This window comes from Bradyrhizobium amphicarpaeae, assembly GCF_002266435.3.
In the GTDB taxonomy this organism is placed as follows: Bacteria; Pseudomonadota; Alphaproteobacteria; order Rhizobiales; family Xanthobacteraceae; genus Bradyrhizobium; species Bradyrhizobium amphicarpaeae.
This window is the reverse complement of record NZ_CP029426.2, coordinates 960,001-977,044: the sequence shown is the minus strand read 5'-3', so window position 1 is coordinate 977,044 and position 17,044 is coordinate 960,001. Positions and strand designations below refer to the sequence as shown.

At 64.7% G+C, this 17,044-nt stretch carries 15 protein-coding genes; 8 read left to right on the top strand and 7 right to left on the bottom strand.

Annotated elements, in window-relative coordinates:
• Positions 1–19: 19 nt before the first annotated feature.
• The 6 genes from CIT40_RS04755 to CIT40_RS04730 form a co-directional block, all read right to left on the bottom strand.
• Complete coding sequence (locus tag CIT40_RS04755) at positions 20–1,261, bottom strand: acyl-CoA dehydrogenase (protein WP_094895958.1); 1,242 nt, start codon at positions 1,259–1,261, stop codon at positions 20–22.
• A gap of 142 nt (positions 1,262–1,403) precedes the next feature.
• A complete protein-coding gene (locus CIT40_RS04750) occupies positions 1,404–2,531 on the bottom strand; it encodes an acyl-CoA dehydrogenase family protein (protein WP_094895957.1) in 1,128 nt (375 codons plus the stop codon).
• 159 nt (positions 2,532–2,690) lie between these two features.
• Positions 2,691–4,562 (bottom strand): AMP-binding protein, encoded by a 1,872-nt coding sequence (locus tag CIT40_RS04745; protein ID WP_094895956.1) that lies wholly within the window; start codon positions 4,560–4,562, stop codon positions 2,691–2,693.
• Between the two features lie 43 nt (positions 4,563–4,605).
• Complete coding sequence (locus CIT40_RS04740) at positions 4,606–5,412, bottom strand: enoyl-CoA hydratase/isomerase family protein (RefSeq protein ID WP_094895955.1); 807 nt, start codon at positions 5,410–5,412, stop codon at positions 4,606–4,608.
• 187 nt (positions 5,413–5,599) lie between these two features.
• The gene (locus CIT40_RS04735; RefSeq protein ID WP_028157772.1) at positions 5,600–6,358 is read right to left on the bottom strand and encodes an SDR family NAD(P)-dependent oxidoreductase; all 759 of its coding nucleotides are present in this window, start codon (positions 6,356–6,358) and stop codon (positions 5,600–5,602) included.
• A gap of 56 nt (positions 6,359–6,414) precedes the next feature.
• The gene (locus CIT40_RS04730; protein ID WP_094895954.1) at positions 6,415–7,017 is read right to left on the bottom strand and encodes a TetR family transcriptional regulator; all 603 of its coding nucleotides are present in this window, start codon (positions 7,015–7,017) and stop codon (positions 6,415–6,417) included.
• Between the two features lie 208 nt (positions 7,018–7,225).
• On the opposite strand from CIT40_RS04730, the gene CIT40_RS04725 reads away from it, so the two are divergent.
• Both CIT40_RS04725 and CIT40_RS04720 read left to right on the top strand, forming a co-directional pair.
• Positions 7,226–8,398, top strand: a complete 1,173-nt coding sequence (locus CIT40_RS04725) for an acetyl-CoA C-acetyltransferase (protein WP_094895953.1) — start codon at positions 7,226–7,228, stop codon at positions 8,396–8,398.
• A gap of 112 nt (positions 8,399–8,510) precedes the next feature.
• Positions 8,511–10,055 carry an acyl-CoA synthetase gene (locus CIT40_RS04720; protein ID WP_094895952.1) on the top strand — a complete coding sequence of 515 codons (1,545 nt, stop codon included), beginning with the start codon at positions 8,511–8,513 and terminating at the stop codon, positions 10,053–10,055.
• Positions 10,056–10,168: 113 nt separating this feature from the next.
• Here CIT40_RS04720 and CIT40_RS04715 read toward each other — a convergent pair whose 3' ends face one another.
• Positions 10,169–10,711, bottom strand: a complete 543-nt coding sequence (locus CIT40_RS04715) for a methylated-DNA--[protein]-cysteine S-methyltransferase (protein ID WP_094895951.1) — start codon at positions 10,709–10,711, stop codon at positions 10,169–10,171.
• Positions 10,712–10,847: 136 nt separating this feature from the next.
• Between CIT40_RS04715 and CIT40_RS04710 the strand changes: the two genes are divergently transcribed.
• The 6 genes from CIT40_RS04710 to CIT40_RS04685 all read left to right on the top strand — a co-directional run bounded on the left by CIT40_RS04710 (position 10,848) and on the right by CIT40_RS04685 (position 17,006).
• Positions 10,848–11,666 carry an alpha/beta fold hydrolase gene (locus CIT40_RS04710; RefSeq protein WP_094895950.1) on the top strand — a complete coding sequence of 273 codons (819 nt, stop codon included), beginning with the start codon at positions 10,848–10,850 and terminating at the stop codon, positions 11,664–11,666.
• Positions 11,667–11,668: 2 nt separating this feature from the next.
• A complete protein-coding gene (locus CIT40_RS04705; protein ID WP_094895949.1) occupies positions 11,669–12,481 on the top strand; it encodes an alpha/beta hydrolase in 813 nt (270 codons plus the stop codon).
• Between the two features lie 161 nt (positions 12,482–12,642).
• Positions 12,643–13,320 carry a GntR family transcriptional regulator gene (locus CIT40_RS04700; protein WP_094895948.1) on the top strand — a complete coding sequence of 226 codons (678 nt, stop codon included), beginning with the start codon at positions 12,643–12,645 and terminating at the stop codon, positions 13,318–13,320.
• Between the two features lie 150 nt (positions 13,321–13,470).
• Positions 13,471–14,271, top strand: a complete 801-nt coding sequence (locus tag CIT40_RS04695; RefSeq protein WP_094895947.1) for a phytanoyl-CoA dioxygenase family protein — start codon at positions 13,471–13,473, stop codon at positions 14,269–14,271.
• 150 nt (positions 14,272–14,421) lie between these two features.
• Positions 14,422–15,735: an NAD(P)H-dependent oxidoreductase gene (locus CIT40_RS04690; RefSeq protein WP_094895946.1), complete on the top strand. Its 1,314-nt coding sequence runs from the start codon at positions 14,422–14,424 to the stop codon at positions 15,733–15,735.
• A gap of 182 nt (positions 15,736–15,917) precedes the next feature.
• Positions 15,918–17,006 (top strand): TRAP transporter substrate-binding protein, encoded by a 1,089-nt coding sequence (locus CIT40_RS04685; RefSeq protein WP_094895945.1) that lies wholly within the window; start codon positions 15,918–15,920, stop codon positions 17,004–17,006.
• The last annotated feature ends 38 nt before the right edge of the window (positions 17,007–17,044 follow it).

The following is a 17,044-nucleotide window of genomic DNA, read 5'->3' as shown; positions in this document are numbered from 1 at the left end:
TCGCGTCCGGGACATGGACTCATCTTCCCTTGGTGGGGATCTTGTTGAACGGCACGTCCTTGTCGACCCTGATATCGCCGGGCAGGCCCAGCACCCGCTCGGCGATGATGTTGCGCATGATCTCGTCGGTGCCGCCTTCGACGCGGGTGCCGGGCGCGCGCAGCAGCATCGCCTGGAAACGACCGGCGAGCTCGGCGTCCTCGCCGCTGACCACGCCGCTCGCACCCTGCAAATCCAGCGCGTAGGTCGCGACGTCCTGGATCATCGAGCCCGCCACCAGCTTGCCGATGGAATTCTCCGGGCCCGGCCGCTCGCCCTTCGACAGCGCCGAGATCGCGCGCATGCTGGTGTATTTCAGCCCGCTCGCCTTCACCGCCCAGTTCGCCAGCTTCGAGCGCACCGCGCGATCCTCGATCGCCGGGCCGTCGTCAAGCATCAAGCTGGAGCAGTATTCGAACAATTCAGGAAATCCAGTCGAGACGGCCGCACCGATCGCGCTGCGCTCGTTCATCAGCGTGGTCAGCGAGACATTCCAGCCATCGCCGACCTCGCCGAGGCGCTGATGGTCGGGAATCCTGACATTGGTGAAATAGACTTCGTTGAAGTCCGAGGCGCCGCTCGCCTGCTTGATCGGCCGCACCTCGACGCCGGGGCTCTTCATGTCCAGGAAGAACATGGTGAGGCCCTTGTGCTTGGGCACATCAGGATCGGTGCGCGTGAGCAGAATGCCGTAGTCGGAATAATGCGCCCCCGAGGTCCAGATCTTCTGGCCGTTGATGACCCAGTCGTCGCCGTCCTTCTCCGCGCGCGTGCGCAGGCCCGCGACGTCCGAGCCGCCGGCCGGCTCGGAGAACAGCTGGCACCACACCTTCTCGCCGGAGGCGAGCGGTGGCAGATAAGTGCGCTTATGCTCCTCGCGCGCGAACGCCATCATGGTCGGCCCGCACATGCCGTGTCCGATGATGAACATGCGGGAGAGCTGGCCGAACGGCCCTTCTTCCTGCGACCAGATCACCCGCTCGATCGGCGACGAGCCGCGGCCGCCATATTCCTTCGGCCAGTGCAGGCAGGCCCAGCCGGCATCCGCCTTCTTCTTTTGCCAGGCCTTTGCGACTTCCAGAATATTGGCGTTCTTGAGGACCGTGCGCCCGAGCGAGGATTTGCGTAGCTCGGTCTCGTATTGCTTGGGCGCATTGGCACCGATCCAGGCGCGGGCGGTGGCACGGAATTCGGCTTCCTGCGGCGTGTCGTCGAAGTTCATGGTCTCGTCTCTGTCTTCGTAGGGTGGATTAGCCGAAGGCGTAATCCACCTCTTTGGTTTCCATCGGGAGAAGAGGTGGGTTACGCCAAGCGACTTGCGCTTCGCGCAAGCCGCTCGGCTAACCCACCCTACGCACCTGTCATCACGCCGCGTTCTTCTTCCGCATCCGCTCGATCAACTGGTCTTCCCAATAAGACAGGCTGCCGAGCCCGAGCGCCATCGCGTTGGCGCGGCGATAGTACATGTGGCAGTCGAATTCCCAGGTGAAACCCATGCCGCCGTGAACCTGAATGTTGTTCTTGGCGCAATGCTGGAACGCCTGCGTCGCGCTGATGCGGGCGGCGGCGGCGGCTTCCGGCAATTCGGCCGCGTTGGTCGAGAGCGCCCAGGCGCCGTAATAGCTGTTGGAGCGCGCCAGCGTCGCCGACACATACATGTCGGCCAGCATGTGCTTGACCGCCTGGAACGAACCGATCTGGCGGCCGAAGGCGATACGGTCGAGCGCGTAGTCGCGGCCCATTTCCAGCGCGCGGTCGGAGCCACCGACCTGCTCGAACGCACAGAGTACGGCGGCGCGATCGAGCACCTGGGTGAGGGTGCTCCAGCCTTCGCTGGCAGCGCCGAGCGGCTCGGCCTTGCAATCGCTAAAGGTGATCTCGGCCTGTCCACGGGTTGGATCGAGATTGGTGAGACTCTTCACTGCGACGCCGGCGCCCTTGAGATCGACCAGGAACAGCGAGACGTCGCCGTCGCGCCCGCTCGATCCCGTCCGCGCTGCGACCACCGCGAAATCGGCAATCGCACCATCGGGGACCGGCTTCTTGACCCCGTTCAAGACGCCGTTCGCAGCCGCGAGCTTGACGTTCTTCGGCGCCGGATTGCCCTTGCCCTCGAACAGCGCCAGCGTGCCGATCGCCTCGCCCGAGGCAATCGCCGGCAGCCATTTCTTCTTCTGCGCGTCGCTGCCCGCGATCAGCAGCGCCTCGGCAGCAAGATACACGGTCGAGGAGAAGGGCACCGGCGCATTGGCCCGGCCCATCTCTTCGGCGATGACGCAGAGTTCGAGATGCCCCGCGCCCGCACCACCGAACTCCTCGGGAATCGCAACGCCGAGAAAGCCCATCTCGGCGAGGCCCTTCCAGAGCTCCTTGTCGTAGGGCGCCTTGCCGTCGAGCACGACGCGCACGGCCTTGGGCGAGCATTTTTCGGCGAGGAATTTGCGCGCCTGATCACGGAGCTGCTTCTGGTCGTCGGAGAAGTCGAAGTTCATGGCGGGCTACCTTTGTTTATTCGTTGTATTCATTGATGCCGTCATTCCGGGGCGCCGCGGAGCGGCGAGCCCGGAATCCATAAGCACCAGCCGAGGTTATGGATTCTGGGCCTGGCCCTTCGGGCCATCCCGGAATGACGAGGTGATAGATTGGCGCACTCATCGCAGCACGATCACATCCTGGTCCGGCTTGTCTGCATAAAGCCGCTCCACCAGCGCGACGCGGCGCTCAAGGCCTGCGCGCTGGTTGATGTAGCCCTTGTCGGTGAGCTCGTTGCCGTCGATCGAGGGCGGCTCGGCCATCAGCATCGCGCGCGCGATGATGCGGCTGCTGGCGCCTTCACATTCCCGGTTATGCGCTTCCAGCCCGCGCCTGAAACATGCGATCACCTCGGGATGCCTCACGGCGTCCTCGAAGCTGAGATCGGCGTTGCCGACGAGCTGGCGGCAGGCGTGCAAATTGGGCCAGGCCAGCAGGCCGATGAACGGGCGGTCCTGGCCCGCGACCAGCGCGTCATGCACGACAGGCGTCGCGGCTGCGATCGCATCGGTGCGGAGCGAGCCGACATGCACGAACGTACCGGTGGTGAGCTTGAAATCCTCGACCACGCGGCCCGCGAAGATGATCCCCTTCACCGGATCGGCATCGTCGACGAAGATGCCGGCATCGCCGATGCAGTAGAATCCTTCCTCGTCGAACATCTTCCTGGTCAGTTCCGGCTGGCCGAAATAGCCAGGCGTGACGTTGACGCCGCGCAGCCGCAGCTCGTATTTCGAGCCGCATGGCACCATCTTCAATTCGACGCCGGGGAACGGCAGGCCGATCAGCCCGACGCGTTCGGTATCCCAATAGGTGCCGGTCGAGGTCGGCGCGGTCTCGGTCGAACCCCAGCCGGTGTAGAACACGATGCGCTCGCCGGTGGTCTTCACGGCCAGGGCCTGCATGCGGTCGTAGAGATCATCCGGCAACCGCGCGCCGCCATAGGCCATGATCGAGAGATTCTTGAAGAAGGAACGACATAGCGCGTCGTCCTTTTCCATCGCAGCCGCAAGCGCCGCGTAACCAGCCGGCACGTTGGCGTAATAGGTCGGCGAGATCTCGCGCAGGTTCCGCAGCGTTTCCTCGAACTGGCCCGGCATCGGCCGGCCGTCGTCGATATAGAGCGTGCCGCCGTCGACCAGCACCGGATGGAAAGCCGCATTGCCGCCCATCGTATGATTCCACGGCATCCAGTCCAGCATGGTCGTGGTCGGACCGCTGGGATTGCGCGGCCGTACCTGCATCATCATCGCCGCATTGGCGCACATCATCGCCTGTGTGTTGATGACGGCCTTGGGCATGCCGGTCGAGCCGGAGGTGAACAGCAGCTTGCCGACGGTCTGCGGTGTGATCTTTGCGATCGACGCCTCGACATCGGCAGTAACAGGCGTTGCCGCAAGCTCCGCGAAGCTGACGCTTGTGATGCCGTCGCAGGGCCGCATGACGTGAACCACGGTGACGCCGGTGAGATCGATCGCTTTCAGGGCCTTCTCGAAGGTCGGGCCGTCCTGCACCATCACCACGGCCGGCTTGATCAGATCGAACAGGTACTTCAGCTTGACGTGATCGTGGCTCATCAGGGAATAGGCCGGCGACACCGGCGCCGCGGGCGAACGCGCCTGCATCGCGGCCTGCGTCATCAGCGCGTGCTCGATCGAATTGCCGGAGAGGATCGCAACGGGACGACCGTCGAGTCCGAGATTGAGCAGGCCTTGCGTCAGCGCATCCACGGTGCGCTTGGCCTCGCCATAGGACACCTTGCGCCATTCGCGATTGGCGCCGCTGCGCTGCGCCAGCCAGATGCGCTCCGGCGCTTCCTTCGCCCATTTCGCCAGCGAGGCCGGAATGTGCGTCTCGTAAGCTTGCAGCGGAATGCGCGACTTCAGCACCACCGTGCCGTCAGCGCGGCGTTCGACGTCGATGTCGCGCGCCAGCCACTCGATCTTGCGAAAGGCGGGCTTCGTCATCACGGCCGCCGCGCTTCCACTCATTTTGCGTCTCCCGGAATTATCGTCCTTTGCGGATCGTTCTCGTTCAGCGTTTGATATAGACAGGCTTTCGCTTCTCAAGGAAGGCCCTGATGCCTTCGGAAAATTCCTCGGAGCGGCTGCACAGGACCTGGTTGCGATCCTCCATGGCGATCACCGCTTCCAGCGATCCGGCATCGACGCTCATGTTGAGGCATTCCTTGGAGAGACGCAGGCCCACGGGCGAAGCCGTCATCATCGCGTCGACATAAGGCTCGGCCGCCGCATCGAGATTATCGTCGTCCACGACTTCCGAGACCAGCCCAACCGCCAGCGCGCGCTCGGCGCCGATGAACCGGCCCGTGAGGATCAGCTCCGACGCCACGGACACCCCGACCAGCCGCGGCAGGAAATAGCTGGTGCCGATGTCACAGCCGCCGAGGCCAAGCTTGATGAAGGCGCAGTTCATCCGCGCCGATTTCGTCGCGATGCGGATGTCGGAGGCCAGCGCCAGCGCAAAGCCGCCGCCGGCCGCCGCGCCCTGCACGAGAGAGATGATGGGTTGCGGACAACGCCGCATCAGCATCACGATGTCGGCGATACGCCGCTGCGAATCGAGTGACTCCGTGACGCCGGGCGGCTCCTGTTGCCCGGCCCGGCGGGCCATCGCCGCCTTGAGATCAAGGCCTGCGCAGAAATTCTTGCCGGCACCGCGGAGCACGACCACGCGCGTATCGCGGTTGCGCTGCAGGCCCTGGAAATAAACGTTAAGCGCGTCGATCAGCGCCGGATCGAGAGCGTTGAGACTGTCGGGCCGATTGAGCGTCACCCGATCGACGCCGTCGTCATGCTCGATCAGCAACGGTTGGGACATGGGTGGCGTTCCTGCGTACCGCGGATTGCGCGGTGTCAATTGCTTCGCCCTCTCCCCCTGTGGGAGAGGGCATGCACATCGCTAGCTAAGAACTCGCTTGGGTGAGGGGTCTGTCTCCGCGGATAGAGACCCCTCATCCGGCGCTTCGCGCCACCTTCTCCCACAAGGGGAGAAGGGAAGAAGAGCCCTACCGCGGCGCCATGCGGATGGCGCCGTCGAGACGGATGGTCTCGCCGTTCAGCATCGCGTTCTCGACGATATGCACGGCGAGTGCGCCGTATTCCTTGGCGTCGCCGAGGCGCGAGGGATGCGGCACCTGCGCGCCCAGGCTCTTGCGGGCTTCCTCGTTCAGACCCATCAGCAGCGGCGTGAAGAACAGCCCGGGCGCGATGGTGTTGACGCGGATCTTCTGGCTGGCGAGGTCGCGTGCGGCCGGAAGCGTCAGGCCGACGACGCCGCCCTTCGAGGCCGAATAGGCGATCTGGCCGATCTGGCCTTCGTAAGCGGCAACCGAGGCCGTGTTGATGATGACGCCGCGCTCTTCACCGACCGGCTCGATCGTGACGAGCCGCTCGGCGAACAGCCGCAGGCAGTTGAAGGTGCCGATCAGATTGACATTGATGATGCGGGCGAATTTTTCCAGCGGATAGACGCCGTCGCGGCCGACGATGCGCTGCGAGCCGCCGATGCCGGCGCAGTTCATCAGCACGCGGGCAACGCCATGGGCAGCTTCCGCCTTGGCGATCGCCGCCTTGATCTGCTCTTCGCTGGTGACGTCGGCATGCAGCGCGACGCCCTTCACCTCGGCCGCGACCTTCTCGGCATTCTCCTTGTTCTGGTCGATGACGCCGATCCTGGCGCCCTTGGCCGCCATGGCGCGCGCGGTGGCTTCACCGAGACCCGAACCGCCGCCGGTGATGAGAACGGCTACGTCTTTCAATTCCATGACAGGCTACCTTTCCTTGGACGTTTCTTCTCTAGACTTTGAGAGTCGCGGCCGGATCACCCGGCCGCGGCAGCTTCCTCGACTTGCGTGAGGATGCCGCCGCAGATCAGCGTTTCCATGTGCTTGATATATTGCCGGCAGACGTCGTCGGTGACCGGGCCGACGCCGGTCGCGCGAGACATCGCGTGCCGGCCGAAGAACAGGTGATCGCAGGCGCCGATCAGGCTGGTGTAGAACAGCACCGGATCGGTGGCGCGGAATTCGCCGCGGCTGACGCCCTCGGCGAGCAGGCGGCGGTGAAAGTCGAGCAGCGGCGCGACGAAGAACTTTGAGACTTCGTCGGCGGAGTCGGCGACGCTCTCGTGCAGGAGATAATGGATCAGCCGATTCATGTAGGGGAACCGGTGATAGGCCCGGATGATGCCGGCGATATGCAGCTTGAGCTTCGCCGTCGCCGTGATCGGCTGCGCCAGCAGATATTCGAGATTGGACATCTCGGTCGCCGCGTCCCGCGCGAGCAGCGCCAGCAGCAGGCCGTCCTTGTTGCCGAAATGATATTTGACCAGCGCGGCATTGGCGCCCGACTTCTGCGCAATGTCGGACAGCGATATCTCGATCGAGGAGCGTTCGATCATCAGCTCGCTCGCGGCCACGAGCAATTTCTCTGCCGTGGAATTTTTTCCGCTCGGGAGCCTGTTCGGTACGCTGGTAGCCACGGAAATCCCTAGATCTGCGTCGAGAGGGCGCAGATAAGCGCAAGCAGCGTCTCATCACAAGAGTTAATTGATCGATTGACTAAACCACGTCGCGCCCGTTTAATCCGCCGCGACAACCAGCCTATTCAGAGCAATTCAGGGAGAGACCGACATGGCCGAGGCATACATCGTCGCCGCTGCGCGTACCGCGGGCGGGCGCAAGGGGGGCCGCCTCGCCGGCTGGCATCCGGCCGATCTTGCCGCAAAAGTGCTGGACGAACTGGTCGACCGCACCAAGGCCGATCCCGCCATGGTCGAGGACGTGATCATGGGCTGCGTCATGCAGGTCGGCGAGCAGTCCAACAACGTCGCGCGCAACGCCATCATGGCCTCGAAGCTGCCGGAGAGCGTGCCGGGCACCTCGATCGACCGCCAGTGCGGCTCCTCGCAGCAGGCGCTGCATTTCGCCGCGCAGGCCGTGATGTCCGGCGCGATGGACGTCGTGATCGCCGCCGGCGTGGAATCGATGACGCGCGTGCCGATGGGCCTGTCCTCACAGCTTCCGGCCAAGAACGGCTTCGGCAATTACAAGAGCCCGGGCATCGAGGCGAGATATCCGAACATCGTGTTCAGCCAGTTCACAGGCGCCGAGATGATGGCCGAGAAGTACGGCCTGTCGAAGGATGATCTGGACCAATATTCCTATAACAGCCATCAGCGCGCGATCGCGGCGACGCAGGCCGGCCACTTCAAGAAGGAGATCGTGCCGCTCGAGATCACCCGCGCCGACGGCAGCAAGGACACCCATCACATCGACGAAGGCATCCGCTTCGATGCCACGCTCGAAGGCATCAAGGGCGTCAAGCTGATCGCGGAGAACGGCAAGCTCACCGCGGCCAGCGCCAGCCAGATCTGCGACGGCGCTTCCGGCGTGATGGTGGTGAACGAGAAGGGCCTGAAGCAGCTCGGGGTCAAGCCGCTCGCACGGATCCACCACATGACCATGACCGGCGGCGACCCCGTCATCATGCTCGACGCTCCCCTGCACGCCACCAAGAAGGCGCTGGAAAAGGCCGGCATGACGATCGACGACATCGACCTGTTCGAGGTCAACGAGGCTTTCGCCTCGGTGCCGACCGGCTGGCTCAAGACCACCGGCGCCGATCCGGCCCGCCTCAACGTCAACGGCGGCGCCATCGCGCTCGGCCATCCGCTCGGCGGCTCCGGCACCAAGCTGATGACGACGCTGGTGCACGCCCTGCACCAGCGCGGCAAGCGCTACGGCCTGCAGACCATGTGCGAAGGCGGCGGCATGGCCAACGTCACGATCGTCGAGCGGCTGTAAGACAACAAAAGCGAGCAGTGAATGGCGAGCAGCGAATGGTGAGTAGGCGAAGAGCGGTTTGCCCTTCCCTATTCGCCATTCGCTGCTCGCCATTCGCGTTTGAGGAAACGCCATGACCCACCCCTCCATCCACGCCCGCACCACGCCCGACAAGATCGCCTACCGGATGGCCGGGACCGGCAAGGCGATCACCTATCGCGAGCTCGACGAGCTCTCGAACCAGGGCGCGCAGCTGTTCCGCTCGCTCGGCCTCAAGGCCGGTGACCACATCGCGCTGCTGATGGAGAATCGCCTCGCCTTCATGGAGCTGTGCTGGGCCGCGCAGCGCAGCGGACTCTATTACACCGCGATCAGCCGCTATCTGAAGCAGGACGAGATCGACTACATCATCGCCGATTGCGGCGCCAAAATCGTGATCACCACGCCGAAATGCGCCGATCAGATCAAGGATCTCGTCAAGGGCGCCGCCGGCGAGCCGCTGTTCTACATGATGGACGATCCGCTGTCCGGCTTCCGCTCCTACGACAAGGAAGCCGCCGCGCAACCGACCACGCCGATCGCCGACGAGGTCGCCGGCTACGACATGCTGTATTCGTCGGGCACGACCGGCCGCCCGAAGGGCATCAAGAAGACGTTCGAGGGCAACGCCATCGACGCGCCGAACGCCTTCCTGCGCGTGCTCTGCGCCGACATGTGCGGCATGAACGCCGACAGCATTTATCTCTCGCCGGCGCCGCTCTATCACGCGGCTCCCTTGCGCTTCAACATGATGGCGATCGTGCTCGGCGGCACGTCGATCATCATGGAGCACTTCGACGCAGAAGAGTTCCTGAAGCTGGTCGAAAAGTACAAGGTCACGCAATCACAGCTCGTGCCGACCATGTTCGTGCGCATGCTGAAGCTGCCGGACGAGGTCCGCAACAGTTACAACGTCTCCACGCTCAGGGGCGCGATCCATGCCGCCGCCCCCTGTCCGGTCGACGTCAAGGCCAAGATGATCGAATGGTGGGGACCGATCCTGATCGAGTATTACGCAGGCTCGGAAGGCAACGGCGTCACCGTCTGCAACTCGCAGCAATGGCTGGAGCATCGCGGCAGCGTCGGCCGCGCCGTGGTCGGCAAGATCAAGATCCTGGACGAGAACGACGAGGAGCAGCCTGCCGGCGAGATCGGCACGGTCTATTTCGCCGACGCACCCGCCTTCACCTATCACAACGACCCCGAGAAGACGAAGAAGGCCTACAACGCCAAGGGCTGGTCCACGCTCGGCGATGTCGGCTATCTCGACAAGGATGGCTTCCTGTTCCTGACCGACCGCAAGTCCTACATGATCATCTCCGGCGGCGTGAACATCTACCCGCAGGAGACCGAGGACGTGCTGATCACCCACCCCGAGGTCGCCGATGTCGCCGTGTTCGGCGTGCCGAACGAGGAGATGGGCGAAGAGGTGAAGGCGGTGGTGCAGCCACACGACATGGCTCGTGCCGGCAAGGCGCTCGAGGCCGATTTGATCGCCTACTGCAAGACGCGGCTGTCGGCGATCAAGTGCCCGCGCTCGATCGATTTCGAGCCTGAGCTGCCGCGCACGCCCACGGGCAAGCTGGTGAAGCGGCATCTGCGCGACAAGTACTGGCCGAAGACGGCGGCGAAGATCTAGGAGAGGTCCGTAGGGTGGATTAGCGAAGCGTAATCCACCACTTTTGTCGCAGCACGAGAAGAGGTGGATTACGCCTTCGGCTAATCCACCCTACGAAGCCGGCGCAAGCCGCCTCAATCAAACAGGCTCGGCGTGTGGTTCACCAGCGCGCCTTCGATTTCCAGCATCTTCAGCTTCGTGACCACGCCGCCATTGGCCGAGAAGCCGCCTGGCTTGTTGCCGGCGGCGAGCACGCGGTGGCACGGCACCACGATCGGGCAAGGATTGTGGCCGAGCGCCTGGCCGACGTCGCGCGACAGCTGGACGCCGCCGAGTTGCTTGGCGATGTCGCCATAGGTGATGGTCTTGCCGGGCGGGATCGCGCGGGCGATCTCGTAGACGCCGCGGTTGAACGCGGGCACGCCGTCGAGATCGAGCTCGATATCGGCGAGGTCGTCGGGCTCGCCCGCGAGCAGCTTGACGATGCGGTCGATCGCCTGTCGCACTTCGGTGGTCGGCTCGGCCTCGACGGCGTCAGCATGACGCTGGCTGATGCGGGTGCGGATCTTCTGCTCGCCGCCCATCGGCAATTGCGTGCCGTTGATGCCGCGCGGGCCCCAGGCGATGGCGCAAAGGCCGATCCTGGTGTCGAACAGGGCAAAATGCTGGTCGGTCATGGCCTGGTTCCTGAGCTTGCGTTGCCGCGCATGCCCCCAATGTGATCTCGGGTTAAATCTAGGCTTGGAAATAGTTGCGATCCACCCGGTTTCCGGGAATCTTGCACAGGAGTTCCGCCCGCCTCGCGAGTCCCGAATGCAAAGCCTCCACGTCAACGGTTACGACATGCCCTATCTCGACGTGGGCGAAGACAGCGGCCGGCCGCCACTGGTCTGCGTGCACGGCTCGCTCAACGACTTCCGCGTCTGGGGCTGCGTGCTCGGGCCGCTGTCGCAGCGGCACCGGATGATCGTTCCGAGCTTGCGGCACTTCTTCCCGGCACAATGGGACGGCATGGGCGATACCTACTCGATCGCCCAGCATGTCAGCGACGTCATCGCCTTCATCGAGAAGCTCGACCTCGGCCCGGTCGACCTGATGGGTCATTCCCGCGGCGGCCACATCTGCTTCCGCGTGGCACAGCAGCGGCCGGACCTGCTGCGGCGGCTGATCCTGGCCGAGCCCGGCGGTGAGCTCGACGCGAGTCTCGATCCTGACTATGCCGGCGGTCCCTCGCCCTTGCTGGCGCGCTTCACCGCCTCGGCCGAGAAGATCGCGGCCGGCGACGTCGACGGCGGCCTCGCCGTGTTCGTCGACACGCTGGAAGGCGCCGGCACCTGGCCGCGGCTGCCGGCGCTGGTGAAGCAGAATTTGCGCGACAATGCCTATACTCTGATCGGCCAGGTCCGCGACAACCGCCCGCCGTTCTCGAAGGCGGATGCGGAGGCGATCAGGATGCCGACGCTGTTCATCCTGGGGGCGCGGACCAAGGGCCTGCTGCCGAAGGTGCTGCATGCGCTCGCAGCCCATGTGCCTTACTCCAAGACGGCGACCATCCCGAACGCGACGCATCCGATGTTCGAGCAGGCGCCGCAGAAGTACTCCGAAGTCGTCCTGGATTTTCTGGCGAGCTGATCATGCAGAGCTTTCGCGTCAACGATTACGACATGGCCTATCTCGAAGTCGGCGACGGCCATCCGCTGGTCTGCGTGCACGGCACGCTCGGCGACTTCCGCACCTGGTATTCGGTGCTCGGCCCGCTGTCGAAGCGCCATCGCGTGATCTCGGTCAGCCTGCGGCATTTCTTTCCGGAGCATTGGGACGCCGTCGGCGACGACTACAAGATGGCGCAGCACGTCTCCGACGTGATCGCCTTCAGCGAGCAGGTCGAACCCGGACCGGTCGACCTGATGGGGCATTCGCGCGGCGGGCACATCGCGTTTCGCGTGGCGCAGGCCCGGCCGGATCTGGTGCGGAAGCTGGTGCTGGCCGAGCCGGGCGGCGATCTCGATGCATCCCTGCCGGTGCCGGACGGCACGCCCTCGCATCCGCCGCTGGCGGCGCGCACCGCGCGATCGGTCGAGATGATCCGCGCCGGCGACATCGAGGGCGCGCTGCAGAATTTCTACGAGGGCATCGAGGGCGACGGCGCGTGGCGGCGCGTGCCCGCGGCGGCCAAGCAGCAACTGCGCGACAACGCGCTGACGTTGCTCGGCCAGATCAACGAGCAGCGCCGGCCCTACACGCTCGCGGACGCGCAGGCGATCCGTACCCCGACGCTGCTGATCGGCGGCGGCGCCACCACCGGCAGCCTGTCGGTGATGTGGCGCGTGCTGGCCGAGCACATCACGGGCAGCAAGACGGCGGTGATTCCGAACGCCGGGCACTGGATGTTCGAGCAGGCCCCGCTGGAATTCGGCGAGCGAGTGAACGTGTTTCTGGCGGAGTAGGCCCTCCCTCCCAGACCTTTTTCGCGAAAACAACCCCATGCACAGTAGACCAGGCCAATGAAATCAACGACTTATCAGAGCTAAAACCGACTGCCTTGACGCCCTTCTCCCTCCTGCAATACCGTGAATACGGAATTCCGTATTCTCTCGCAGGAGCCAGCGTGATCCCCCTCGACCCGCTCCCGAACCTGATCGACCAGGTCTATGCCCGGATCCTGGAGGCGATCTCCGATCGCACGCTTCAGCCCGGCCAGCGCATCCGGCAGAACGAGCTGGCCGACAAGCTCGGCGTATCGCGCCAGCCTGTCTCGCATGCGCTGCATCTGCTTCACCGCCAGGGTCTGGTCGCCGAGAGCGGCAAGCGCGGCTTCGAGGTCACCCAGCTCGATCCCGCGCGCATCCGCCAACTCTACGAGGTCCGCGGCGCGATCGACGCGCTCGCCGCCCGGCTCGCGGCTGCACGCGCGGGATACGACGCAGCCGGCCGCGCGCGGCTGGAGGCGGCACTCGCCGCGGGCCGCCGCATCGACCGCAACACCACACTCGCAGAGCTGATCGTGCTCGACGTCGATTTTCACCGCGCGATCTATCAGCTCGCCGGAAATCCCGCGATCGAGGAAACCATCGCGCCGCAATGGCCGCATATGCGGCGCTCGATGGCGACGGTGCTGTCGGAGCTCGACTATCGCGGCAGCGCCTGGGCGGAGCATGCGACGATTGCCGGACACATTCTCGCGGGCGACGTGAAGGCGGCCGAAGCCGCCGCGCTGGCGCATGCGCAGACGGCGGGACGGATGACAGAGGAGAGATTGAGGGCGACGGACGAGGCGGCGGCGTAACCCCACGATCTCCGTCGCCGTCATGCCCGGGCTTGTCCCGGGCAACCACGTTCTTCCTGGACGTGGAACGAAAGACGTGGATGGCCGGGTCAAGCCCGGCCATGACCGCAGAGAAAATACGACAACAAAGACAAAACAGGAGGACGACCCATGAGACTGTCTCAGGAGCAATTGGAGTTCTTCCACCGCGAGGGCTGGCTGTTCCTGCCCGAGCTGTTCAGTCCGGAAGAGGTCGATTTCCTCGCGCGCGAGGCGGTCGGAATCTACGACGCCAACCGGCCCGAAGTCTGGCGCGAGAAGAGCGGCGCGCCGCGCACGGCGTTTGCCGCACATCTCTACAACGAGGCGTTCGGCCTGCTGGGCGCCCATCCGCGCATGATCGACCCGGTCGAGCAGCTGTTCGGCGAGCCGGTCTACATGCATCAATTCAAGATCAACGCGAAATCGGCCTTCACCGGCGACGTCTGGCAGTGGCACCAGGATTACGGCACCTGGAAACGCGACGACGGCATGCCGGAGCCGCGCGCGATGAACATCGCGATCTTCCTCGACGAAGTCATGCCGATCAACGGCCCCCTGATGCTGGTGCCGCGCAGCCAGAACGCCGGCGATCTCGAGGCCTCACACGATCTCGCTACCACCTCCTATCCGCTGTGGACGCTGGACGAGGCCACCGTGACGCGGCTGGTTGCGCAGGGCGGCATCGTGGCGCCAACCGGAAAGCCCGGCGGCATGCTGATGTTCCACGGCAATCTGGTGCACGGCTCGGCCGGAAACATCACGCCCTACCCGCGCAAGATCGTGTACCTGACGCTGAACGCGGTCTCGAACTACATCCGCACCCCCACGCGGCCGGAGTACATCGCGCACCGCGATTTCTCGCCGATCAGGACGGTGGACGACGATGCGCTGCTGCGGCTTGCCCGTGCACCGCGGCAGGCGGCGGAGTAAGGTCTGGTGCCCCGGACGCAGCGCAGCACGAAGTGATGCGCTGCAGAGCCGGGGCCCATGCCACACGGATAGTTTCTCTGGGTCCCGGCTCTGCGCAGCAACGCTACGCGTTGCAGCGCGTCCGGGACACGATCATCCTAGGACAATTCCATGAACCTCTTCCGCCTCCTCCAGGCCCGCGCGTCCGCCGGCAAGCCTGTCCGTGTCGCGCTGATCGGCGCCGGCAAGTTCGGCTCGATGTTTCTGGCGCAGGTGCCGCACACGCCCGGACTGGAGGTGCCTGTCATCGTGGACATCGACCGCGACCGCGCCCGCGAGGCCTGCCGCACCGTCGGCTGGAGCGCGGAGCGGATCGCCGCGACCGTCTTCACCGATGACGGCGCACACGCCATTGCCGGCGGCGCGATGGACGTGGTGGTGGAGGCGACCGGAAATCCCGCCGTCGGCATCAGGCATGCGCGCGCCGCGATCGCGGCGGGCAAGCATATCGTGATGGTGAATGTCGAAGCCGACGTGCTGGCAGGTCCGCTGCTCGCGGAGGAGGCGCGCAAGGCGGGCGTGGTCTATTCGCTCGCCTATGGCGACCAGCCGGCCCTGACCGCCGAAATGGTCGACTGGGCCCGCGCCACCGGCTTCCGCGTCGTCGCCGCCGGCAAGGGCACGAAATATCTGCCGGCCTATCACGACGTCACACCTGATGGCGTCTGGCAGCATTACGGCCTCACCGCGGGCGAGGCACAGTCGGCCGGCATGAATCCGCAGATGTTCAACTCCTTCCTCGACGGCACCAAATCCGCGATCGAGATGGCGGCGATCGCCAATGCCTGCGCGCTCGACGTGCCCGCGGACGGCCTGCTGTTTCCGCCCTGCGGGGTCGACGATCTGCCGCATATCATGCGGCCGCGTTCGCATGGCGGCGTGCTGGAGCGGCCCGGCGTGGTCGAGGTCGTCTCCTCGCTCGAACGCGACGGACGGCCGGTGTTTCGGGATCTGCGCTGGGGCGTCTATGTCGTGCTGGAAGCGCCGAACGACTACGCCGCCGACTGCTTCAGGCAATATGGCCTGAAGACCGACGGCAGCGGACGCTATGCCGCGATGTACAAGCCCTATCATCTGATCGGGCTCGAGCTGAACATCTCGGTGCTGTCGGCCACGCTGCGCGGCGAGCCGACCGGCCAGCCCTACGGCTTCCGCGGCGATGTCGCGGCGGTCGCCAAGCGCAATCTGCGCGCAGGCGAGATGCTGGACGGCGAAGGCGGCTACACCGTGTGGGGCAAGCTGGTACCGGCGTCCGCGAGCCTCAGGGCCGGCGCGCTGCCGATCGGCCTCGCACACCGCGTGAAGCTGAAGCATGACATCGCGCACGGCGCGGTGGTGCGCTGGAGCGATGTCGAGTTCGACGCCGGCGACGAGACGGTGAAAACCCGCAAGGCCATGGAGAGTGCGTTCGCAGCGCAGCATTGATCGGCGGCACCGCAAGCACAACCAAAGTGCGCTTGCTTTGCGATGCCCCTTTGGTCATCCTGCCCCCCTATCCGGGAATACAGAATTTCGGACGCCAAAAAACGTCGGCCACCGGCGAAGACAAAGCGACGACAAGATCGCGATCCCTCGTCGAGGACTCGGCATTACAGGGAGGGAAATGCATGGAACGTCGTAAATTCCTGACGGCCGGCGGATTGGGCCTGGCCGCGAGTGCCGTTGCCGCGCCTGCCATCGCGCAGTCGATGCCTGAGGTGAAATGGCGGCTGACGGCGAGCTGGCCGAAATCACTGGATACGCTCTATGGCGGCTGCGAATATTTCTGCAAACGCGTCGCCGAGATCACCGACAATCGTTTCCAGATCCAGCCCTTTGCCGCCGGCGAGATCGTGCCGGGCCTGCAGGTGCTCGACGCCGTCTCGAACGGCACCGTCGAGATGGGCAACACCGCGCTCTATTACTATTGGGGCAAGAACCCGGCATTCACCTTCGGCACGTCGCTGCCGTTCGGACTCAACACGCGCCAGCACATTTCCTGGCTGTTGTGGAACGGCGGTCAGGATCTGCTCAACAATCTGCTGAAGGAGAATAATGCGATCGGAATTCCCACGGGCTCGACAGGCGCCCAGATGGGCGGCTGGTTCCGCAAGGAGATCAAGACCATCGACGATCTCAAGGGCCTGAAATTCAGGGTCGGCGGATTCGCCGGCACCATCATCGCGAAGCTCGGCGGCGTGCCGCAGCAGATCGCGGCCGGCGACATCTATCCTGCGCTGGAGAAGGGCACGATCGATGCGGCCGAATGGGTCGGCCCCTACGACGACGAGAAGCTCGGCTTCGTGAAGGTCGCGAAGTACTACTACTATCCAGGCTGGTGGGAGGGCACCGGCCAGGGCCACAACATCATGAATCTCGACAAATGGAATGCGCTGCCGAAACATTATCAGGCGGCGATTTCGGCGGCCTCGCTCGATACCTTCACTTGGGTGACGGGCAAATACGATTCGGTCAATCCGCCCGCACTCAAGCGGCTGCTCGCGGCCGGCGCGATCCTCAAGCCGTTCCCGCAGGAGGTGCTGGAAGCCTGCTACGGCGCGGCCAACGAGATCTACGCCGATCTCGCCAAGACCAATCCGCATTTCGGCAAGATGTACGCGAGCCTGACGGCTTACCGCGCCGATTCGCTCGCCTGGATGCAGGTGGCAGAACTCAGCTTCGACAGCTTCATGATGCGGATGCGGACGCGGACCTAGCTGACGACACCTGACGCAAAACGACGAAAGCCCCGGAG